The sequence below is a fragment of the Acinetobacter sp. NIPH 1852 genome, assembly GCF_022549455.1.
Classification (GTDB): Bacteria; Pseudomonadota; Gammaproteobacteria; order Pseudomonadales; family Moraxellaceae; genus Acinetobacter.
In genome coordinates this window covers 199,445-222,449 of sequence record NZ_JAKZGG010000002.1, presented here as the reverse complement: position 1 = coordinate 222,449, position 23,005 = coordinate 199,445, and the positions used below count along the sequence as shown (strand labels likewise).

Sequence of the window (23,005 nt, the reverse complement as noted above, 5' to 3'; positions counted from 1 at the left end):
CATAGATTAAGGTGGGGATGATCCTGAATAGTCGTCACCACTATTGGTATCGTTATGACTATTGAAGCATCAATTCCCTTCGTCGCCACTAAGACCATCTCCAAAAAGACTATTCAACGATCAGCGTTAATTAAATATCGTTTGATGGTCTTATCTCGCTTTGTCTTAGCAATTTTTGGTGGTTATTACTTTTCAGCGATCACAGCAATGCTGATTGTATTTTTATTTCCGACTGAACCTTTAAAAGCAAATGCGGTCTTAAGCGTCACCATGCTGGCTTTTATCATTCATTGTGCTTTGTTCATTTGGGTCTTTATGGTCAATTCAACGCTTAAAGTCTGGCTCTCTGTAGTACTGCCGAGTGTATTGATGACACTGATCTATTTATCGTTACAAGGATGACATCATGCGTGTTGATGGTAAAAATGAGGGACCACGCCAATCGATGTCTTGGCTGCATACTTGGGCGAGTTTACTGTTAGGTTGGTTGTTATATGCAGTATTTTTAACAGGAACGTTGAGCTTCTTCCAAAATGAAATTACTGTTTGGATGAAACCAGAGCTACACCAATCTGTGAATACAGTTTCACAGCAACAACAACTTAGCCATGCCTTGGCATATTTGAATCAGAAAGGTCAAAATGCCGAGAGTTGGAATATTCGTTTTGCCAATGAAAGACAACCCGCCATTATGCTGAATATCCGCCAAGCCGGTGAAGAACGACGACGTGGTGGAGAGATTTACTTAGATACTCAAACAGGCCAAGAGATTAAGGCGAGAGAAACTAGAGGTGGAGCTTTTCTCTATCGTTTCCATTTTGAGCTATATGGCATGCCGCGTATTTGGGGACGCTGGATTGTCGGTATCGCAACACTACTGATGTTTGTCGCTATCATTAGCGGGATTATCACGCATAAAAAGATTTTCAAAGATTTCTTTACTTTCCGACCTGCCAAAGGGCAACGTTCTTGGCTGGATGCGCATAATGCGACGGCGGTTTTTGCTTTACCTTTTCACATCATGATTACTTTTAGTGGTTTATTGCTGCTGATGCATTTGTTTATGCCTTGGGCGATGAATACACATTATGGCGATGTGCGCAGTTTCTATCAGATTCTCAATCAACCTGTTGCTCAAACACCTGAACAAGCCCGTTTACTGGAAGAACAAAAACAAAAAGGGTTGCTGACAGGACGAGGAAATCGTGGCGGTGGTCGTGTTGAATCAGTGCAAGAAAATAAGCCTGTTGAGGCTGCGGAAATGGTTAATTTAACTGCGCTGACACAATCTGTTCAACACAGTTGGTTAAACAATCCCATCTCTTCGATCAGGGTCAATAAACCCAATACGGTAGAAGCCGAAATACAATATAACGCTACACGTACCACAACGTTAATGGATCGAGAAAGTATCCCGTCATTAAAATTCAATGCGGTAACTGGTCGAGAAATAGATGAGGCGAAGCCTGTCAATTCAACTCCAAAAGCGATTTATACCTTAGTGACATGGCTTCATATGGCACATGGCGTAGATTCAGTTTTACGTTGGTTGTTATTTTTATCAGGTGTGTTAGGTACGATGATGATCGCATCTGGACTTATTCTATGGGTGGTTAAACGCGCACCAGATGTTCAAAAGTTGGGCTACAAACCTGTCGGGCATCGTGTAGTTGAAGTATTAAATATTGCAGCGATTACAGGATTACCAATTGCTTGTGCTTCATATTTCTTTGCCAATCGACTGATTCCAGCTCAAATTATTGAACGTTCACCCATTGAAATTAAGGTATTTTTTATCACTTGGTTGTTGTGTTTAGTCCATGCCGCAATTCGTCAACATCGTCCTGCATGGTTGGATCAACTCGCTTTGGCTGCGGTCATGTTTTTATTGATTCCAATACTCAATGTCTTAACTGGAGGTATGCCACTCTGGAAAAGTATCTATCTTGGTCAATGGATGATTGCAAGTTTTGATCTGGTATCGATCACTTTAGGACTGATCTTTATTTACGCTTACTACAAGCTAAAACGTTATCAAGGCTTACCGATCAAGAAAAAAGCGCAGCCTAAAAACAAGAATGCACAGGAGTCTATAGAATGACTGCTTTGCTACTATGGTGTGTTTGTGTGGTTGGATTGTCGAGTCTGGCTTGTACGATGGCGAAGCACCAACGTGAGATTTTCTCAAGCCCAGTCAGTCAACGAAATTGTCGTTTATTTCAAATTGTAGGTTGGGGCTTGCTGATTGTATCTGCGGGATTCACTGCATACTTTAAAGGCATTTCAATTGGACTTTCAGAATGGTTAGGGTGCATTAGCTTTGCAGCTTTGGCGGTCGGATTGTTATTGACCTATTCGCCTAAAAAGATATTAAAAGTGAATGCTGTAGTTGCAGTGCTATTTCTGATTTTATTGGTTATACACTTGATATAGTATGTAATTCTGCATTTTCATAAACAAAGCGTTAAGAGCTAAACTCTTAACGCTTTGAATTTTCTTTTATAAAGTCGTCATATCAACTTTATTGCTATTTCCTTATTTTTTTAGTGCTAAAGATAACTCATCCCAACGTTGCATCGCTGTTTGCATGGCTTGTGCTTTGATATGACCAAAGCCACGTACTTCTACTGGTAACTGAGCAATTTCCTCAGCGACAGTTAAGTCATACTGTTCAGGTGATGCAATTAATGCTTCAACAAATGTGATATAACGATCACGCCAAGCTTGTTCACGTCTGCGTTCTTCATGACGTGCAAATGGATCGAGGAAGGTTTCCCGAAGCAACTGCAAACGAGCCAGCAACATCATTGGAAAACGAATCCAATATCCGAAAGCACGCTTACTAATATTTTGATCAGCACCTAAAGTCGGTGGAGCAAGATGGTAAGTTAAGCGTAAGCCTTTACCAAAATGGGTTTCAATCGACTCTTTGAATTTTTTACCGGTTAAAAGACGAGCGACTTCATATTCATCTTTATAAGCCATCACACGATACAGTTGTGTCGCAATCGTCACGGTCAATTCCTCTGGTAATGTTTTCGATGCTTGTTCAACTAAACGACGATACTTCATCGCATAGGCTTCATTCCAATAGTCAACCAAACGTGCTGAACGATCCTCGATTAATTCAGCCAATGTTTCAGGCTTTTTAGTTTTTTGCATGGCTGCAAGCAATCGTGGCGCTAAACTTGGATCACTCGCAAGATGGCACCCAATTCGGAAAGCTTCGAGATTCTTTTCTACGGCAGTGCCATTGAGTTGAATCGCTTTTTCAATGCTTTGACGTAATAGCGGTATACGACCTGATTGCCATGCCATACCAAGTAATAGTTGATTGGTAAAGATTGCATCACCCAGTACTAAAGTTGCGATACGTGTCGCAGATAGTGATACTAGTGTGCCTTTGCGGGTACGACCACGTAGACGATCAACTAAGTCACTGATAGGCGCATACCAGTCACGAGAGTCAATAAAGTCTGATGTCGGTGAAGCATCTTCATTCACAATCACCACCGCATTTTCTTTTAAGCGAGAAAGTGCAGCACCACTACCAGCAACCACGGCATCTGCACCGATTAAAAGATCACATTGACCCGCTGGAATCTTGGTTGAAGAAATATGCTCATCTGAATTTGCGACTTGGATATAGGAATAAACCGTACCGCCTTTTTGAGCCAGTCCAGCCATATCCATCACACGTGTTGCTTTACCTTCAAGATGTGCTGCCATACCGAGTAGGGCACCAATCGTCACTACACCTGTACCACCAACACCACCTACCATAATACGATTTGGCACATCATCAAGTACTGGAATGATTGGTGTTTCAGGCCAACCAGCAGCAATACCTTCAAATTTTTCAGGACGTTTCATGTCGCGGGTATGTACCGTGACAAAACTTGGACAGAAACCGTCAACACAAGAAAAATCTTTGTTACACGTGCTTTGATTAATCTGGCGTTTTGGTCCTAATGCAGTTTCTACAGTTTCAATGGATAAACAATTCGATTTTTTAGAACAATCACCACAGCTTTCACATATATCGGTATTAATATAGATACGTTCTGCTGGATCAGGATAGGCATCACGTTTACGACGACGGCGTTTTTCGCTGGCACAAGTTTGTACGTAAATTAAAGCAGTAACACCTGACGTTTCGCGCAATTGACGTTGAATCGCATCCAATTCATTTCGATGATGAATTTCTACATTTGCTGCAATTCCTTCTTCCGCATGAATCAGTTCAGGCTCATCTGTCACAATGACTTGTTTTTTTATCCCTTCCGCTGCTAACTGGCGGGTTAATTGAGCGACACTCAAGTGACCATCGACATGTTGTCCACCTGTCATGGCAACCGCATCGTTATAAAGGATTTTGTAAGTAATATTCACTTTAGCGGCGATCGCTTGGCGAATGGCAAGATAACCTGAATGGAAATAGGTCCCATCACCAAGATTTGCAAAGATATGTTTTTCATTGGTGAAAGGGGATGCACCAACCCAACTCACACCTTCACCGCCCATCTGAGAGAAGGTTTCTGTGCCGCGATCAAGTGAAACCGCAATATAGTGACAACCAATACCACCAAGCGCACGACTTCCTTCAGGAAGGACGGTTGAGGTGTTGTGTGGGCAACCGCTACAAAAATAAGGTTTGCGCTCTGCGAGATCAGTTACACCGTGAGACGCTTGTTCTGCTTTAAGTAATAAGTCTGCTTTATTTTGAATTTGTGTTCTTAACGCTTCTGGTAAATCAAGGCCTAAGAATCGAGTTGCAAGCATTTTAGCAATCGGTTCAGGCTGGAATTCATAATGTCCAATGAGTGGTGCTTCTTCAACTGAGGTACTCCATTCACCTTTTCCATCACAGGCTTTACCAATGACTCGAGGACGTTGACCATCTGGGAGGGAATAGAGTTCATCTTTGATTTGTGCTTCAAGGATTGGTCGTTTTTCTTCGACCACGATCAGCTCTTGTAAGCCTTGTGCAAATTCGCGGATACCTTGAGGTTCTAACGGCCAAATCAATTCAACTTGATAAACACGTAATCCGAGTTGCTCAGCCGTTTCACCTTCAATTCCTAATATACGCAATGCTTCAATCGTATCTAAATAACCTTTGCCACTTGCGGCGATTCCGATACGCGCATTTTTGCATGGCAAAGTCACACGGTTCAGTTTATTGGCACGTGCATAAGCCAATACTGCCGGTAAACGATATTTATAAAGTCGTTCTTCTTGTTGTATGCCATGATCAGGCCAGCGGATATTTACGCCATCTTCGGGGAACACAACATCTTCTGGAATAATCGGTGTTACGCGGTCTAGACCGACCTTGACTGAAGCAGATGTTTCAACAATTTCACTGACCAATTTCATTGATGTCCAAACGCCTGTAAAGCGAGACATGGCGACTGCATGAACACCAAGGTCTAAAATATGTTGTACGGATGTTGGATAGAAAATAGGAATGCCACAGCCAATCATGACGTGTTCAGATTGATGCGGAACAGTAGAAGACTTACAGGAATGGTCATCGCCAAATAGAGCAACAACACCACCATGTTCAGACGTACCGGCTAGATTGGCATGGCGAAGTACATCACCAGAACGATCAACACCAGGACCTTTGCCATACCACCATGAAGTGACACCATCATATTTGCCTTGTCCAGCAAGGTTGGCTTGTTGCGTGCCCCAAATTGCGGTTGCAGCTAAGTCTTCATTTACACCCGGTTGAAAGACAACATGATGATCTTTGAGTAAACCGCCTATTTGCCAAAGGAAACTATCATAATTACCAACAGGGGAGCCGCGATAGCCAGATATAAAACCTGCGGTTTGATAACCGTTTAAAGTATCTCGACGTGTCTGGGCAAGTGGTAAACGAACCAATGCCTGAATACCTGTCATATAAGCAGTACCGTCATCGCTTATATATTTATCTTCAAGTGAAACATCCTTTGTCGTAATCATTCTTGGTGTAAATTTTGTCGCTATATTCATTTATGTCTCCTTAGTATTGTGGTCGTTCGTGCGACTTTCTTTTCTCAACATCCGAGTTGAAGTTTGGAGCAATTGACATACGAAAAATTAAAATGGGCTGAGCATCTTTGAGAAAGGGCTGGCTCAATGTATGTACATATTTACCATTGTGGATGATCTAAACTGGTGCAACAATGCGTAATTTAGGAAAAGATATTTACGTTATGCGCAAAAATCACGAGGGTGGACTGTTGCATGCTATGCATGCTTTCCTGAAAGTGATCGACAGTGGAAGTTTTACCGCAGCGGCTGAGCAGATGGATCTGACCACAGCGCAGGTCTCACGTCTGATCAGTGAGTTGGAAACACGCTTAGGAATTAAATTACTGCAACGCTCTACCAGACAGCATGCGTTGACCGATATTGGTGCAACTTATGCGGAACGTTGTCGGCAAGTGATTGCAATGATTGATGAAGCAGAGGCGGAGGCGACAGGAACAGCCACAAAGCCAAAAGGTCGATTACGTATCTTGAGTATGGCCAGTTTTGGTCATTACTACGTCGCACCTGTCATGGCTGAGTTTTGTAGAACTTACCCTGAACTGACTGTTGAATATCGCACGTCTCAAAATGCTCCTGATCTTTTAGCCAAAGGGATTGATGTCAGTCTTTATCTCACTGAATCTTTGACGGATTCTAGATTCGTTTCACGACGTATTGGTACTATATTTTCAGTGCTATGTGCATCACCGACGTATTTGAAAAAACATGGCATACCACAATCACCAGATGATTTGCATGAGCATGCTTGTTTGCGTTTAGTCAATCCATCCATCACAGCACAATGGCATCTAGTCAGTAAAAGCAGTTGCTCTTATCAAATTGATATTACAGGACAATTGATTGCAGATACGCCAGAACTCTTGTTAGATATGGTTCAACAAGATATGGGGATCGCGCTTTTACCCATGTTTACGGTGATTGAGGCTGTTCGTGCGGGGCGACTCTGTCACATTTTGCCAGATTGGCGTTCTCCAGATATTGGTGTTTATACCTTATTACCATCCCGACATTTTATTGATGCCAAAACACGAGCATGGTTAGACTGGGTAGAACAGCATATTGCCCCAAAAATAGAGGCGGATACCTCTTATTTTTATCAATTAACCCATACTGAATAGGACATTCGGAACATAAAATAACTGAAATCAATCATAGAAAAGAATAATTTTTAAATGCTCCTTCAAATCAAATTTGCGGAGCATTGCTTGAACAGTTGATGAATTTATTTATGCGCAATGTTGCTGCAAATAGGTATTGGCATAGCTTGATAAATTTTTTCGATTCAGGGTTTTATTGATATTTTGGCTTGCTCTCATCAATTTCTCTAAATTAATTCCAGTTTCATATCCAATATGAGATAGCAAATAATATAGATCTTCAGTGGCGACATTGCCTGATGCGCCTTTGGCATAGGGACAACCACCAAGCCCAGCAAGAGACGAATCAAAAATACGGATACCTTGTTGCAAAGACTGATAGATATTGGCGATTGCCATGCCGTAGGTATTATGAAAATGCCCAGCCAAGACGTTGCTATCCAGTTCAGCCAAGCAGGCTTGCCAAACTTTTTGAACACGATCTGGCGTCGCTGTACCAATGGTTTCACCCAATGAAATCTCATAACAGCCCATGTCATAGAGCCGTTTAACCACGCTAAGCACTTGTTTGGGATCTATTGCACCTTCATAAGGGCAATCCACCATACAAGAGACATAACCACGGACACGAACATTATGTGTCTTGGCAGCTTGGAAAATTTCAGAAAACCGTTCTAAACTTTCATCAATCGAACAGTTAATATTTTTTTGGGTAAAACGATCAGAAGCCGCGGTAAATACCGCAACTTCTTTACAGCCAACTGCGAGCGCTGCTTCAAAGCCTTTGAGATTCGGCGTCAGCAAACTCAAGTTTAAGTCAGCACGTTGCGGCAGCAGTTTATATAACTCATCACTTTGCGCCATCTGCGGAACCCATTTAGCCGAAACGCAAGAACCCACTTCAATTGATTTCAAGCCAGCATCAATCAGGTCGCTAATGAAATTGAAGCGTTGTTCTATGGTTAAGGGCTGCTTTTCGTTTTGTAGTCCATCACGCGGCCCAACTTCCACGATTTTGACAAACTCACTCATGCAACTTCCTCCTCAGCAGCTTGAAACTCAACAAGTTCATCACCGACTTTAACTTGATCACCCACTTGGAAATAAGCATCCACAATCACACCATCTTTCGGTGCACGAATGGTGTATTCCATTTTCATCGCTTCGAGTGTCATGAGAATATCGTCTTTTTTCACCGTATGATTCGCACCTACAAGTAACTGGGTCACTACACCCGGCATAGGCGCTTTCAAGTGCCCTTGTTCAGCTTGACTATCCGCCTGATTAAAGTCTTGATGAATATAATCAAACTTATAGCTTTGCCCTGTATGGAACAAAGTAATGCCTTGTGAACTTCGGTTAAATGCGAGTCTTTGCTGAGTTGCATTGATTTGGATTGAAGCGCTATGTTGATCAATGAGTTCACCAGAGATATGGAAAGTTTGATCATTAAATTCTGCGTTAAAACCTTGTTCAGCCGCGACGAACTTTATCTGAATATTTTGATTTAAATAATTCAGTTTAATACTGTGCTGATAAGCAACATTTAAACGCCATAACGGTTGTGCCTGCCAAAGTTGTTTTTGACCTGAGTGGTTGTTTTGCATTTGGCTTAAAAACTCAATAAATGCAGTCGCAACAACAAACTCAGATTTTATGTTGGCTGGGCTAAACAAAAACTGTTCTTCTCGTTGAATCAGGTTGGTGTCCAACTTGGCTTGTTTAAAGGAATCACAGCGTACAATCTTTTCTAGAAAGGCTATGTTATTGCCTAAACCATCGACATGGAATTGACTCAGTGCATGTTGCATTTGAATCAAGGCCGCTTCACGGTTTTTGCCCCATACGATCAACTTGGCAATCATTGGATCGTAGAAAGTGGTGATTTCGTCACCTTCAATAATCCCACTATCTACACGCACGTATTGGTTTTGAGTTGGGTAACGAAGATAGTCAATTTTACCGATTGCAGGTAAAAATCCCTTTTCAGGTTCTTCAGCGTAGATACGTGCTTCCAAAGCATGTCCATGAATTTGTAATTCATGCTGTAGTTTTGGCAAAGGTTCACCATCAGCAACACGAAGTTGCCATTCCACTAAATCTTCACCTGTAATCATTTCAGTGACAGGGTGTTCGACTTGGAGACGAGTATTCATTTCCATGAAATAGGCTGTACCGTCTTGCTCAACAATAAACTCCACCGTACCAGCACCGACATAATCTACCGCACGTGCAGCATCAATTGCAGCTTGACGCATCGCATCGAGCTTATCGCTTGGCATTTGTGGAGCAGGTGCTTCCTCTAGCACTTTTTGATGACGACGTTGTACCGAACAATCACGTTCAAATAGATGTACATAGTTGCCGTGCGTGTCACCAAATACTTGCACTTCGATATGCCGTGGTTGTATCACATAACGTTCAATGAGGACATCATCATTGCCAAAGCTTGATTTCGCCTCTCGTTTACACGAGGCAAGGGCATGTAGGAAATCTTCGCTGCGTTCCACCAAACTCATCCCTTTACCACCACCACCAGCACTGGCTTTGATCAACACTGGATAACCAATCTCATCTGCTTGCTGTTTTAAAAACTCAGCATCTTGGTTAGTTCCGTGATAACCCGGTGTTAAAGGTACACCTGCTTTTTCCATCAAAGCTTTAGAGGTTGCTTTTAAGCCCATGGCTAAAATGGCATCGACTGGTGGACCGATAAAACAAATATTGTGCTGTTGGCAGGCAAGGGCAAACTGGTCATTTTCAGAAAGAAAACCATAACCTGGATGGATCGCTTGGCTACCTGTATCAATTGCCGCTTGAATAATACGGTCAGCTTGTAAATAACTTTGCGTTGCAGGAGATTGACCGATATAAATCGCTTCATCGGCAAGTTTGACATGCTGTGCATTCGCATCAGCATCTGAATACACCGCAACCGTTGCAATACCCAATTTTTTCGCTGTACGAATCACGCGACAAGCAATCTCACCACGGTTCGCAATTAAAATCTTTTCAAACATTTTGATCGTCCTTAATTGTTGTTATTGGGATTTAAAGCCCATGCTGGAGAGTGTTTATTTAGAAAGGCATTTAAACCTTCTTTTGCCTCACTACCTTGACGGACTTGTGCAATATGCTGTGCAGTCTGCTGAAGCAAGTGATCATTCATACTTTGATTGCTGACCATTTGAATCAATTGTTTCGATGCGGCCTGAGCTTGTGGACCACCAAGTAATAATGCATCAATAATCTCTTGAACCTTTTTATCTAAATCTTCCGCATCCGCAATTTCATGTGCCAAGCCAATTTGTTTGGCTTCACGTGCTGAGATACGTTCAGCGGTTAAGAAATAGCGTGAAGCCTGTCTTGCTCCAATCGCACGAATCACATAAGGGCTAATCGTAGAAGGTGCAAGTCCCAAACGGACTTCAGAAGTTGCAAACTTCGCATCGGTACTGGCAATACAAATATCACAAGCCGAGGCAAGCCCCATCCCACCACCAAAGGCGATGCCATGAACTCGAGCGATCGTTGGTTGTTTTAGCGTTGCAAGCGCATCAAGCATCAGCGCGAGTTTCATCGCATCAGCTTCATTTTCTGCTGAAGAGGCTTGACCCGCCTGTTTCATCCAATTGAGATCTGCACCTGCTGAAAAGCTTTTGCCACGGCCAGCCAAAACCACCACTCGAATATCATCACGACTATTTAAGGTCTTAAAACAAGCATGTAACTCTTCAATCACCGTAGTATTAAAGGCGTTGTGTAGCTCTGGTCGATTTAGCCACACAAATGCCACTTGATCATGCTGTTCCAGTTGTAAAAATTGATAGCTCATAAAACACCTCTTACATGCGGAACACGCCGAATTTGGTTGGTTGAATCGGTGCATTCATGGCTGCTGCAAGGCTCAACCCAAGCACTTGACGTGTTTGAGCAGGATCAATCACACCATCATCCCATAGGCGGGCAGAGGCATAGTAAGGATGACCTTGACGTTCGTACTGATCACGAATCGGTTGCTTAAATTCATCTTCTTGTTGTGCTGACCATTCTGCGCCTTTTTGCTCAATCTGATCACGTTTCAAAGTTGAAAGTACGCTGGCTGCTTGTTCACCGCCCATCACAGAAATACGCGAGTTCGGCCATGTCCATAAAAAGCGTGGTGAATAAGCACGGCCACACATACCATAGTTACCTGCACCAAAAGAACCACCAATGATTAAAGTCAGTTTAGGGACATTCGCAGTTGCAACCGCCATCACCAGTTTGGCACCATGTTTGGCAATGCCTTCATTTTCGTATTGACGACCGACCATAAAGCCTGTGATATTTTGTATAAACAACAACGGAATATTGCGTTGGGTACATAACTCAATAAAGTGCGCGCCTTTTTGTGCAGACTCAGAAAATAAGATCCCATTATTGGCAATAATCCCGACTGGCATGCCGTATAGCGATGCAAAACCTGTGATCAGGGTTGAACCAAAACGTGCTTTAAATTCATCAAAACGGGAACCGTCGACGATACGAGCAATCACTTCACGTACATCAAATGGTTTACGTGCATCACTTGGTACGACACCGTATAGCTCTTTGGCATCAAATAGTGGCTCATCAATCTGCTTGTTTAAGTCATTTGGCTTTTTATTGAGATTTGCAACGATATTCCGTGCAATCGCAATTGCATGTTCATCGTTTTCTGCCAAATGATCAGCAACACCTGAGAGACGGGTATGCACATCACCACCACCCAAATCTTCGCTACTTACAACTTCACCTGTTGCTGCTTTAACTAGAGGAGGACCGCCTAAGAAAATCGTGCCTTGATTACGTACAATGATGGTTTCATCTGACATTGCAGGAACATAAGCACCACCTGCGGTACAGCTCCCCATGACCACAGCAATCTGGGCGATACCTTGGCTCGACATACGTGCTTGATTGTAGAAGATACGCCCGAAGTGATCACGATCTGGGAACACCTGATCTTGCATCGGTAAATATGCACCACCAGAATCGACCAGATAAATACAAGGTAAATGGTTCTGCTCAGCAATTTCTTGGGCGCGTAAATGCTTTTTGACGGTGAGGGGATAATAAGTCCCACCTTTGACTGTGGCATCATTGGCAACGATCATGCACGTCACACCATTGACCTGTCCAATACCAGCAATGACACCAGCAGCAGGGATATCATCTTCATAAACCTTGTACGCAGCGAGTTGTCCGATTTCTAAAAAGGCAGTGCCAACATCAATTAAATGATCAATACGTTCACGGGGAAGTAATTTTCCTCGCGCCAAATGCTTTTGACGAGCATTTTCACCGCCACCTAAAGCGATAGACTGAGCAACTTGAGTCAAATCATTGACCAAGCTTTGCATAGCTTGTTGATTGGTTTTGAAGTCTTCACTTCTGACATTAATTTTGCTTTGTAATTGATTCATAAGCTGCATCCTGATTTATCGTTATTATTTGGTTTCATTAAACAATTCACGTCCGATCAACATGCGACGAATTTCAGATGTGCCTGCACCAATTTCATAAAGTTTTGCATCACGCCATAAACGACCAGCAGGGAACTCATTGATATAGCCATTTCCACCTAAGCTTTGAATCGTTTCACCCGCCATCCATGTGGCTTTTTCGGCAGCATATAAAATGGCACTTGCGGCATCTTTACGTAGACTACGGTCATGATCGGCTTTGTCACAAGCTGCACCTACTGCATAGACCAACGCTTTACATGCCAACCAAGTCGAGTACATGTCTGCTAGCTTGCCTTGCATTAACTGAAACTCACCTAATGCTTGTCCAAATTGTTCACGTTGATGCAAATACGGAATCACCACGTCCAAACACGCATCCATAATCCCGAGTGGGCCCGCACTTAATACTGCACGCTCATAATCCAAACCGCTCATCAGGACTTTTGTTCCATTGCCAACACCACCGAGTACGTTTTCGACTGGAACTTCAACATTGTCAAAAAACAGCGGATAAGTGTTAGAGCCACGCATTCCGAGTTTGTCTAAATGATGACCATGGCTAAAACCTTTCATATCTTTTTCAATTAAAAAGGCTGTCATACCTTTCGCACCGGCATGAGGATCTGTTTTCGCATAGACCACGAGTACATCTGCATCACCACCATTGGTGATCCACATTTTTGAACCATTTAAAACAAAATGATCACCTTTTTGCTCAGCGCGTAATTTCATGCTGACCACATCCGAACCCGCATTTGGCTCAGACATCGCTAAAGCACCGACGAAATCACCAGAAATTAGCTTAGGTAAATACTTCTGTTTTTGTTGTTCGCTTCCGTTACGGTTAATTTGATTGATACATAAGTTAGAATGAGCACCGTAAGAAAGCCCGATGGCTGCTGAAGCGCGAGAAATTTCTTGCATGACAATGATGTGAGCAAGATAGCCAAGATTAGTGCCACCATATTCTTCGGAAACTGTTAAGCCGAATAAACCCATATCGCCAAACTTTTTCCAAAGATGAGCAGGGAATATATTGTCTTGATCAACTTGTTGAGCAATTGGTGCGATTTCTTTTGCACAAAATGCGGCAACTGAATCTTGTAGTGCAATGAGTGTTTCATCGAGGCCAAAATTCAAGCTACGTAGGTTCATTGTGTTCATCCCATTGGTTATATTTGTTGTTCCATAAGCATTCTTGTAGGTGCTTAGGAAGTACCATACAATGATTTTTTAAAAAAGTGAATAGAGATTCATAAAATGATTTACAATTCACTTTATTTGTTAGAGAATAAAATTTATGAGCTATAAACGATCATCTTTAATGCAAGAGCGAATGGAGCAAAATCGTAAGGCGATTTTGAGTTCGGCGAGAAAATTAATTTCAGAAGGAGGCTTTAAAGACGCGCAGATACAAACAATTGCTGAGCAAGCAGGCGTTTCAAGTGGTCTGGTTTATCGCTACTTTGACAATAAAAGTCAGGTGCTGATTGAAGTTTTGTCAGAAGCCATCAATACCGAACTTTTGGTGATTGATGCAATCACAGAAAGTGATCTGACTGCAGAACATAAATTGCACAAGGCCGTTGCGACTTTCGTCAAACGAGCATTGAACAGTCCGCAGCTTGCGTATTCACTTATGTTTGAACCCGTTGACTCTTCGGTTGAACATGAGCGTTTTCGGGTGAAGCAGTTGATTAAACAGAGTGTGATTAAAATCCTTGCGGATGGAAATGCAAGTGGTGAGTTTGTCTTAGAAGACCTAAATACCACGGCACTGTGTGTGGTTGGTGCCATGACTTTTGTGGTGGTCGAGCCTTTAGACCCAGCTCAACATACAAAGTTTGATCAGCAACACAAGGACTATTTTTCAAAACAGATTGCTGACTTTTGTGTGGATGCCGTACGGAAAAAGTAGAGCATGCACAATCCGTAAAATTACAAAATAGGCAGATTGAAGAGTAGTTGCAGTAACAACAATTAGAGCGATGAGAATTACAAAGAATCAAGGAGAATGATTCAATGCAACACGTACAGTTAAGCTATGCCTCTGGGCCAAGTTCGCAACCCCTGTTGGGGATGACGATTGGAGAGAAATTTGACCAAGCTTGTCAGCAATATGCTGAACAAGAGGCAATTGTGAGTTCGCATCAGAACAGACGGTTAACCTATAAAGAGCTGCACGATGAAGTAAATGCATTTGCATGCCGTTTGCTTCAACTCGGTTTGAAAAAAGGTGATCGATTAGCGATTTGGTCTCCAAACTGTGTGGAATGGACAGTCACTCAGTTTGCAGCGTTTAAAGCAGGGATTATTTTAGTCAATCTCAATCCAGCCTATAAAAGCCATGAACTCGAATATGTGTTAAATAAAGTCTCATGCAAAGGACTGATCATCGCATCACAGTTCAAAACCACAGATTACCAAGAACTGCTCACGAGAATCGCACCGGAGATCAGCTTCTGTACGGATAAAGTGATTCATTCCGAACGACTACCATTCTTAAAATTTGTGATCAAAATTGATGAGCAGCAACACATAGGAATTCATCGTTTTAGTGATCTTGTCGTCGCGCCAACCGCAGAACAGCTCGAACAATTACGGTTAGTCGCGCAACAACTGCAATTTGATGAAACCATTAATATCCAATTTACATCAGGCACAACAGGCAATCCGAAAGGCACGATGCTCACCCACCATAACATTTTAAATAATGGTTATTTTGTCGGTGAGGGCATTGGTTTAACCCCACAGGATAAAGTCTGCATCTCTGTACCACTATTCCACTGTTTCGGTATGGTGATGGGAAATTTAGCCTGTATCACACATGGTTCTACTATGGTGTATCCATCAGCTGTTTTTAATCCATTAGAAACACTAAAGACAATTCACAACGAGCGTTGTACGGCAGCATACGGCGTACCAACCATGTTCATCGCCACTTTAGAGCATGAACAGTTTGATGAATTTGATCTATCTAGTCTGCGTACTGGCATTATGGCAGGCAGCCCATGCCCACGTGAAATCATGCAACGTGTGATTGATCGAATGCATATGTCAGAAATCACTATTTGCTATGGCATGACAGAAACTTCTCCCGTCAGTGTACAAAGTTCGGTGAGTGATACCATTGATAAACGCGTTAGCACTGTTGGTCATGTCCACCCACATGTTGAAATCAAAATCGTCGATCCAGAAGGACAAATCGTTCCTCAGGGAATTTTAGGCGAATTATGTGTCCGTGGTTATTCAGTGATGGCAGGTTATTGGGGGGAACAAGAAAAAACCAATGAAGTGATTGATACTGCGGGTTGGATGCATACAGGTGATATCGCTGAAATGGATGCTGATGGCTTTGTCAAAATCAAAGGACGTATAAAAGATGTGGTGATACGGGGCGGTGAAAATCTATTTCCAAAAGAAATAGAAGACTTTTTGTATACCCATCCAGATATCAGCGATGTTCAAGTCATTGGTTTACCAGATACTCGCTATGGTGAGGAGCTGTGTGCCTGCATCATTCTACATGAGCATCATCAGAGCGATGAAGATGGTATCCGTAGCTTCTGTAAAGCACATATTTCTCATAATAAAGTGCCACGTTATGTCAAATTCTTTAATGAATTTCCAATGACAGCATCAGGTAAAGCACAAAAGTTCAAGTTACAGGAAATTATGCGTGCTGAGCTTAATTTAACAGGAACGGTATTCGACTAAATGATGTTTTACATTCGCTATAAAAAGCACCATTTTAAAAGTCGCACAAGTAAAGGATAAAACAAAATGGCAAAAGATTTCAGTAGTCCGAAAGTCGTTGAAGAATATGATCAACATATCCGTAAATTAATTCCGGGTTATGAAATTATCCATCAACAGGTGGATGCCATTTTACAATCAGCGTTACCGCCACACGCGCACATCTTAATCGTTGGCTGTGGCACAGGCTATGAACTGGAATATCTACTCAAAAGGCATCCGAGTTGGGAGTTTACAGCAGTCGATCCCTCATTCACCATGCTTGAAAAAGCCCAGAAACTGGTCGCTGATTTAGGTCGATCTGCTCAAGTAAGATTTGTACATGGTGAAACTTCTACTTTATCTGATCATGCCTATTTTGATGCTGCACTTTCTATTTTGGTTGCTCATTTTATTGCTGATGAAAATAAGCCCACTTTTTTTAGCGAAATCTATGATCACTTAAAAGAGGATGGGATCTTGCTGACATACGATTTAATGACTTGTACAGACCCTCAGCAGCTTCAAGCATTACGTTATGTATGCTTGGCACAAGGCTTGACGGAAGTGCAATGTCAGAAAATGTTAGAACGAATGGCACAGGAATTTTTTACGCTTTCCTTTACTGACTATCAGCAACTGCTTCACAGTACAGGTTTTATGGATGTGCATTCCTATAGCCAAATTTTAATGTATCAAGGATTGATCGCGCAGAAAAAGAAGCGTCAAACGTTTTCTGCACAAGCATCCTAAACACGGACTTGAATCTATGACGGAATAAATATTAAAGGATTCATTTAAACTTATTTTTTACCAAATGATTAATTAACAGTGGTTTATATCACCGCTGCTAGATCTTTTTGTCTTTAAAAAAGAGTGAGTTTATCAATATCAGTATTTTAAAGGAGGTGAAAACCAAATAAATCAATGTGTTAATGCTTTAAAACAAAAAAATGCGATGCAGTCATGATTTCTGCAAAGGATACAACGCAAACAAATAGCGATCTTAAAACGGTATTTAAGATCAAAAAAGAAGGAAACTTATTTTAATGAAAAAGTTCATACTAACGGTGCAAAAAAGCGTGCTGACGCTGTCCATTGTGGCAGTCATGTCATCTGCTCATGCAGCTTCGGAGAGTGCCGAAATTGCACAGCTTCGCCAAGAAGTGCAAGAGTTAAGAACAATGTTGCAACACTATGTACAGCAACCCGCATCGGCACAGCCAGCAAACAATCTAAACGCAGCAGCTTCTCCAGTAACCACGCAAACGCTGACACCTAAACTAAAATCTGGTGCAGAAGTCAGTTTATATGGTTATATCCGTGCCGATGCATCTTATCAAGCGAAAGGCGCATCCACGATGTATAACAATATCAATGGTGTTCCACTCAAGGGCACAGCGGAAGCAGCCCAACAAAAAGATCGATTACACTCAACTGCCAATGTCTCACGCATAGGACTCAATTTCACCACACCAACAACAGCAGGCGATGTGGGCGGAAAATTAGAAATGGATTTCTTTGGGGGCGCTTCACGCGATCAGTTCCGTATTCGTCATGCCTATCTTACTTTGGATAAATGGTTGATTGGTCAGACTTGGTCTACCTTTATCGCACCTGAATACTATCCCGAAACGATTGATGCTGCGACCTATGTGGGCGGTGCATTACAACGCTCTCCGTTAGTACGCTATAGCGATTCTTTATCTGCAAATACCAGCTTCGCGTTATCGGTTGAAGATCCAAAATACACAGCCACATCTGATCCTGAAAATAAAATGCGTTTGCCCGCATTTGTTGGGCGCGTAAATCATAAGTTTGAAAATGGTTCGATGCTATCTGGGCGTAGCTTTGTGGCTGAGAAGAAAACCAGCAATGATGATGAATGGGCGTGGGGCATTGGCATCGGGGGCAAATATCAGCTCAGTCCAAAAACCTTTTTAAAGGCGGATTATAACCACATCAAAGGAGATGGACGCTTCTTGATGTGGACGAATAGTAGTTATGCCATTGATGATCAAAACAACATCCAAACCAATGAATTTGATTCCATTTCGACAGGGATTACCCATCAATTCACTTCGCAGTTCCGTTCAACATTAGGTTATGGCTATATGAAAGCCAAAGACGATAACGCATTTGCGCGTATCCATAAAAATAACCCAGCTCAAAATAAAGAACTATGGCAAGGCTGGATTAACGGCATGTACAACCCATACAAGCCGATTACTTTGGGGATGGAATATGTCTATGGCGAGCGAGAAACATTTGACGGTCGTTCAGGGGCAGATAGCCGTATTAATATGATGGCGAGTTATGATTTTTAATTTAAATAAGACCTTGAATAATATTTTTTTTCTTTAAGGTACATTATGCCGTTTTAAATATGATGGAAAAATTATCTCATTGAGGAGATGCAGAATGACAACATCTACAGTTAATGTAAATGCAGTAATTGACCAAGCAAAATTTACCCCTTTTCACTGGAGCATTTTGCTTTGGTGTTTATTGATTATTATTTTTGATGGTTATGACCTTGTGATTTATGGCGTGGTATTGCCACTATTGATGCAAGAGTGGTCACTGACCTCAGTCCAAGCAGGAATGCTAGCCAGTACCGCATTATGCGGCATGATGTTTGGAGCAATGCTGTTTGGTGCTTTGGCAGACAAAATTGGTCGAAAAAATGTAATTTTAATTTGTGTCACTTTATTCAGCGGTTTTACCTTTTTAGGCGCTTTTGCTTCCAATCCTTTTGAGTTTGGTATTTTACGCTTTTTGGCAGGATTAGGGATTGGTGGAGTGATGCCAAATCTAGTTGCGCTCACGTCTGAATATGCACCAAAACGCATCCGCAGTACCTTAGTCGGCACCATGTTTAGTGGTTATGCAATCGGGGGGATTCTCTCTGCATTGATTGGGAGTTATCTGGTTGAAAGTCAAGGATGGCAAATCATGTTTTTGATTGCAGGTATTCCTTTGCTTTTATTACCTGTGATGTGGAAGTTTTTGCCTGAGTCGTTAACTTTTTTGGTTAAAACAGGGAAAACTGAACAGGCGCAGAACATTATTCAAAAAATTTCGCCTGAACAAGCAATTACCCGTAATACAAAATTAATGCTAAATGAAGAAAATATTCCAACAGGTAGCTCAGTCAAAGGATTATTTCAACAAGGTCGTGCCTTTAATACACTGATGTTTTGGGTATTATTCTTTATGTGCCTACTAATGGTATATGCCTTAAGCAGTTGGTTGCCTAAACTGATGCTTGCAGCAGGGTATTCACTCGGAAAGAGTATTTTATTCCTACTCGCTCTAAATGTCGGCGCAATGATTGGTTCGATTGGCGGTGGTATTCTTTCAGATAAATTCCATTTAAAGCCAGTAATTCTAAGTATGCTCATGGCAGGCGTTGCGGCACTCATTGGTTTAGGATTTAATTCACCAGCCTATGTTTTATATGGTTTAGTGACTGTTGCAGGTGCTGCGACCATTGGTACCTCAATTCTTCTTTATAGCTATGTTGCTCAATATTATCCATTAAGCGTGCGTTCTACAGGAATCGGTTGTGCATCGGGTGTCGGGCGAATCGGTGCGATCGTCGGACCTATTTTAACTGGCTTGTTACTGACTTTAAACTTACCGCACACTATGAATTTCGTGATGATTTCTATTCCAGCGATGATTGCAATCTGTGCAATTTTAAGCCTAAAACGTCATAAATTTGATGAAGAACAACAGGTAGAAGAGGTAAAAACTAATTTAACTGAATCAGGTAATGCTTAACTTGGTTTTTTGATGATTATTCAAATACTAAAGGCACATCAGATACGCTGATGTGCTTTTTTATTTAAGTCACAATCCAAAATCTTATAGGTTTTAAAGATAAATATTTTAAAAGATTTCAATTTTATACAGATAAAAAAATGCACCTCTTGTCTGAGATGCATTTTTGACTTTTTGAAACTTAAATTTCGATAGCCACAGCAGTTGCTTCACCACCACCGATACACAGTGCAGCAACACCTTTCTTTTTACCTAAACGCTTTAAAGCGTAGATCAATGAAAGAATAATACGTGAACCTGTAGCACCAATTGGATGACCTAAAGCGCAAGCACCACCATGAATGTTGACTTTGGTTTCATCAATACCCAACTCATGAATAGGTGCCATTGCCACCATCGCAAATGCTTCATTGATTTCCCATGCATCAACATCCTCAACTGACCAACCCGCACGATCAAGCACTTTTTGAATCGCGCCAATAGGGGCTACAGTAAATTCACTTGGATGCTGTGAGTGGCTTGAAGTCGCCACAATTTTAGCCAACACATTTAAACCATTTGCTTGTGCATAGTCTTCGGTTGAAAGTACCAATGCGGCAGCACCGTCAGAAATAGAGCTAGAGTTCGCTGCGGTAATGGTACCGTCTTTGCTAAAAGCAGGGCGTAACGTTGGGATCTTTTCAAGATTTGCTTTATGTGGTTGCTCATCTTGATCAACCAGCTCGACACCCTTACGAGTTTTAACTTCAACAGGAACGATTTCTTCTTTGAAATATCCCTCTGTGATTGCTGTTTGTGCTTTTTTCAGTGAAGAAATCGCAAAGTTATCCATTTGTTCACGGGTGAAGCTTTTGGTATTTGCCATATCTTGTGCAAAAGAACCCATCAAACGGCCCGTTTCAGCATCCTCAAGCCCATCCAAGAACATGTGATCTTTGACCTCGCCATGCCCCATACGGTAGCCACCACGTGCTTTAGGCAGGATATACGGCGCATTGCTCATCGATTCCATGCCACCAGCAACCACGATATTTGCGCTACCTGCTTTTAGGGTATCAGAAGCGATTAATACCGCTTTCATCGCAGAACCACATAGTTTATTGATCGTAACTGCACCAACATGATCAGGAACACCAGCTTTACGCATCGCTTGGCGAGCAGGACCTTGACCAATACCTGCACTCAATACACAACCAAAAATCACTTCATCAACTTGTTCAGGTCGAATACCTGCACGTTGAATAGATTCACGAATCACAGCAGCACCCAACTCAGGTGCTGTTAAAGCGGATAGGCTACCCTGAAAACCGCCCATCGCGGTACGACTACCTGAAACGATAACAATAGAACTCATTTTTAATATCTCTTAAAATTTATGTTGTGATAAAACTGCTCTAGTTGAAACCAGAGCAGAACATTCGATCAAATCAAGCAACTAAGGATTTATTAAAAATTAAAGGTACACCGGTCACAGCACGTATTTGCTCAAGTGTCACATCTTTCGCCAGTTCAATCAGCTCAACACCTTGTGGTGTAATATCCATCACACCCAAATCAGTGATGATACGATGTACCACACCTTGACCTGTTAAAGGGAGACTACAATTCGGGACGATCTTTGGCGTACCATCTTTGGCACAGTGTTCCATCAGAACCACAACTTTCTGAACACCGACCACCAAATCCATTGCGCCGCCCATACCTTTGACTTTTTTGCCAGGGATCATCCAGTTGGCCAAGTCACCTTGTTCAGAAACTTCCATTGCCCCTAGGATTGCAATATTGACATGACCACCACGGATCATGGCGAAGGATTCAGAGCTAGAGAAAAAAGCTGCGCCAGCACGCGCCGTAATGGTTTGCTTTCCAGCATTGATCAGATCGGCATCAAGCGTATCTTCAGTTGGGAATGCATCAATACCGAGTAAACCATTTTCAGATTGCAACCAAACATTCATATTTTCTGGAATATAATTGGCAACAAGGGTAGGTAAACCAATGCCCAAATTCACATAAAAACCATCTTCGAGTTCTTGTGCAGCACGTTGTGCCATTTCATTACGTGACCAAGCCATTTTATACTGCCTCCATGCTTAAGGTTTTTTGTTCGATACGTTTTTCAGGTGAAGCATTCAAGATAATGCGATTTACATAGATGCCCGCCAAATGAATCTCATCAGGATCTAATTCACCAATCTCGACAACATGTTCAACTTCAGCGATGGTGATTTTTCCAGCCATTGCACACTCAGGATTAAAATTCTGCGCGGTTTTACGGAACACCAAATTACCTGCTTTGTCGGCTTTATAAGCTTTTACCAACGCAACATCAGCCGTAAGTGATTCTTCTAAAATATAGTTTTTACCGTTAAAGTTACGCTGCTCTTTACCTTCAGCGATCAATGTGCCTACACCTGTTTGGGTATAAAAAGCAGGAATCCCAGCGCCACCAGCACGTAATTTCTCAGCCAAAGTACCTTGAGGGGTAAGTTCGACTTCAAGTTCACCATTGAGATATTGGCGTTCAAATTCTTTATTTTCTCCTACATAAGAGGAGATCATTTTTTTGATTTGTTTTGTTTGCAATAAAATACCTAAACCAAAGTCATCCACACCTGCATTATTAGAAATACAAGTCAGACCCGTTGCACCGCTTTGTTTAACCGCCACAATTAATTTTTCAGGAATCCCACATAGTCCAAAACCGCCCACAGCAAGTGTTTGGTCATTGGCAATCACATCTTTGAGCGCTGCCTCTGCGCTGCTATAAACCTTATTCATTCTCTTGTTTTCCTACTATCCCTTAGTATCTTTATTATTAGCACTTGGCTTTAGGGTATAGAAGTTGAT

General features: G+C 41.9%; 18 protein-coding genes. 9 read left to right on the top strand and 9 right to left on the bottom strand.

Going from position 1 to position 23,005, the window contains the following annotated elements:
- Window positions 1-54: 54 nt before the first annotated feature.
- The 3 genes from MMO38_RS02725 to MMO38_RS02715 are packed head-to-tail and all read left to right on the top strand — an operon-like array spanning window position 55 to window position 2,433.
- On the top strand, window positions 55-402 hold the full coding sequence (locus tag MMO38_RS02725) for a hypothetical protein (protein ID WP_005090518.1): 348 nt from the start codon (window positions 55-57) through the stop codon (window positions 400-402).
- Window positions 403-406: 4 nt separating this feature from the next.
- Complete coding sequence (locus MMO38_RS02720) at window positions 407-2,101, top strand: PepSY-associated TM helix domain-containing protein (RefSeq protein ID WP_075315597.1); 1,695 nt, start codon at window positions 407-409, stop codon at window positions 2,099-2,101.
- A complete protein-coding gene (locus MMO38_RS02715; protein WP_075315596.1) occupies window positions 2,098-2,433 on the top strand; it encodes a DUF3325 domain-containing protein in 336 nt (111 codons plus the stop codon). Before MMO38_RS02720 ends, MMO38_RS02715 begins: the two co-directional genes overlap by 4 nt.
- 102 nt (window positions 2,434-2,535) lie before the next feature.
- Here the strand turns inward: MMO38_RS02715 and MMO38_RS02710 are convergent, their stop codons facing one another.
- A complete protein-coding gene (locus tag MMO38_RS02710) occupies window positions 2,536-6,006 on the bottom strand; it encodes an indolepyruvate ferredoxin oxidoreductase family protein (RefSeq protein WP_241322446.1) in 3,471 nt (1,156 codons plus the stop codon).
- Window positions 6,007-6,209: 203 nt separating this feature from the next.
- On the opposite strand from MMO38_RS02710, the gene MMO38_RS02705 reads away from it, so the two are divergent.
- Window positions 6,210-7,166, top strand: coding sequence for a LysR family transcriptional regulator (locus MMO38_RS02705; RefSeq protein ID WP_241322525.1), 957 nt, complete (start codon window positions 6,210-6,212; stop codon window positions 7,164-7,166).
- Window positions 7,167-7,274: 108 nt separating this feature from the next.
- Here the strand turns inward: MMO38_RS02705 and MMO38_RS02700 are convergent, their stop codons facing one another.
- Genes MMO38_RS02700 through MMO38_RS02680 form a run of 5 tightly spaced genes read right to left on the bottom strand, consistent with a single transcriptional unit; the run spans window position 7,275 to window position 13,789 of the window.
- Complete coding sequence (locus MMO38_RS02700; RefSeq protein WP_241322445.1) at window positions 7,275-8,177, bottom strand: hydroxymethylglutaryl-CoA lyase; 903 nt, start codon at window positions 8,175-8,177, stop codon at window positions 7,275-7,277.
- Window positions 8,174-10,165 (bottom strand): acetyl/propionyl/methylcrotonyl-CoA carboxylase subunit alpha, encoded by a 1,992-nt coding sequence (locus MMO38_RS02695; protein ID WP_241322444.1) that lies wholly within the window; start codon window positions 10,163-10,165, stop codon window positions 8,174-8,176. Before MMO38_RS02695 ends, MMO38_RS02700 begins: the two co-directional genes overlap by 4 nt.
- 11 nt (window positions 10,166-10,176) lie before the next feature.
- A complete protein-coding gene (locus MMO38_RS02690; RefSeq protein ID WP_241322443.1) occupies window positions 10,177-10,980 on the bottom strand; it encodes an enoyl-CoA hydratase/isomerase family protein in 804 nt (267 codons plus the stop codon).
- Between the two features lie 10 nt (window positions 10,981-10,990).
- Window positions 10,991-12,592 (bottom strand): carboxyl transferase domain-containing protein, encoded by a 1,602-nt coding sequence (locus tag MMO38_RS02685; protein ID WP_241322442.1) that lies wholly within the window; start codon window positions 12,590-12,592, stop codon window positions 10,991-10,993.
- Between the two features lie 24 nt (window positions 12,593-12,616).
- A complete protein-coding gene (locus MMO38_RS02680; protein ID WP_241322441.1) occupies window positions 12,617-13,789 on the bottom strand; it encodes an isovaleryl-CoA dehydrogenase in 1,173 nt (390 codons plus the stop codon).
- Window positions 13,790-13,934: 145 nt separating this feature from the next.
- On the opposite strand from MMO38_RS02680, the gene MMO38_RS02675 reads away from it, so the two are divergent.
- The 5 genes from MMO38_RS02675 (at window position 13,935) to MMO38_RS02655 (ending at window position 20,155) form a co-directional block, all read left to right on the top strand.
- On the top strand, window positions 13,935-14,552 hold the full coding sequence (locus MMO38_RS02675; RefSeq protein WP_004671136.1) for a TetR/AcrR family transcriptional regulator: 618 nt from the start codon (window positions 13,935-13,937) through the stop codon (window positions 14,550-14,552).
- Window positions 14,553-14,656: 104 nt separating this feature from the next.
- On the top strand, window positions 14,657-16,351 hold the full coding sequence (locus MMO38_RS02670; protein WP_241322440.1) for an AMP-binding protein: 1,695 nt from the start codon (window positions 14,657-14,659) through the stop codon (window positions 16,349-16,351).
- A 66-nt stretch (window positions 16,352-16,417) separates the two neighbouring features.
- On the top strand, window positions 16,418-17,122 hold the full coding sequence (locus MMO38_RS02665; RefSeq protein WP_241322439.1) for a class I SAM-dependent methyltransferase: 705 nt from the start codon (window positions 16,418-16,420) through the stop codon (window positions 17,120-17,122).
- A gap of 296 nt (window positions 17,123-17,418) precedes the next feature.
- Entirely contained in the window at window positions 17,419-18,696 is a 1,278-nt protein-coding gene (locus tag MMO38_RS02660; RefSeq protein WP_241322438.1) for a DcaP family trimeric outer membrane transporter, read from the top strand.
- Between the two features lie 94 nt (window positions 18,697-18,790).
- Window positions 18,791-20,155, top strand: a complete 1,365-nt coding sequence (locus tag MMO38_RS02655) for an MFS transporter (protein ID WP_241322437.1) — start codon at window positions 18,791-18,793, stop codon at window positions 20,153-20,155.
- A gap of 181 nt (window positions 20,156-20,336) precedes the next feature.
- On the opposite strand, the gene MMO38_RS02650 is transcribed toward MMO38_RS02655, so the two are convergent.
- The 3 genes from MMO38_RS02650 to MMO38_RS02640 form a co-directional block, all read right to left on the bottom strand.
- Entirely contained in the window at window positions 20,337-21,509 is a 1,173-nt protein-coding gene (locus MMO38_RS02650; RefSeq protein ID WP_241322436.1) for a thiolase family protein, read from the bottom strand.
- 73 nt (window positions 21,510-21,582) lie between these two features.
- Entirely contained in the window at window positions 21,583-22,230 is a 648-nt protein-coding gene (locus MMO38_RS02645) for a 3-oxoacid CoA-transferase subunit B (RefSeq protein WP_241322435.1), read from the bottom strand.
- Between the two features lies 1 nt (window position 22,231).
- Window positions 22,232-22,936, bottom strand: a complete 705-nt coding sequence (locus MMO38_RS02640) for a CoA transferase subunit A (protein ID WP_241322434.1) — start codon at window positions 22,934-22,936, stop codon at window positions 22,232-22,234.
- Window positions 22,937-23,005 lie beyond the last annotated feature (69 nt).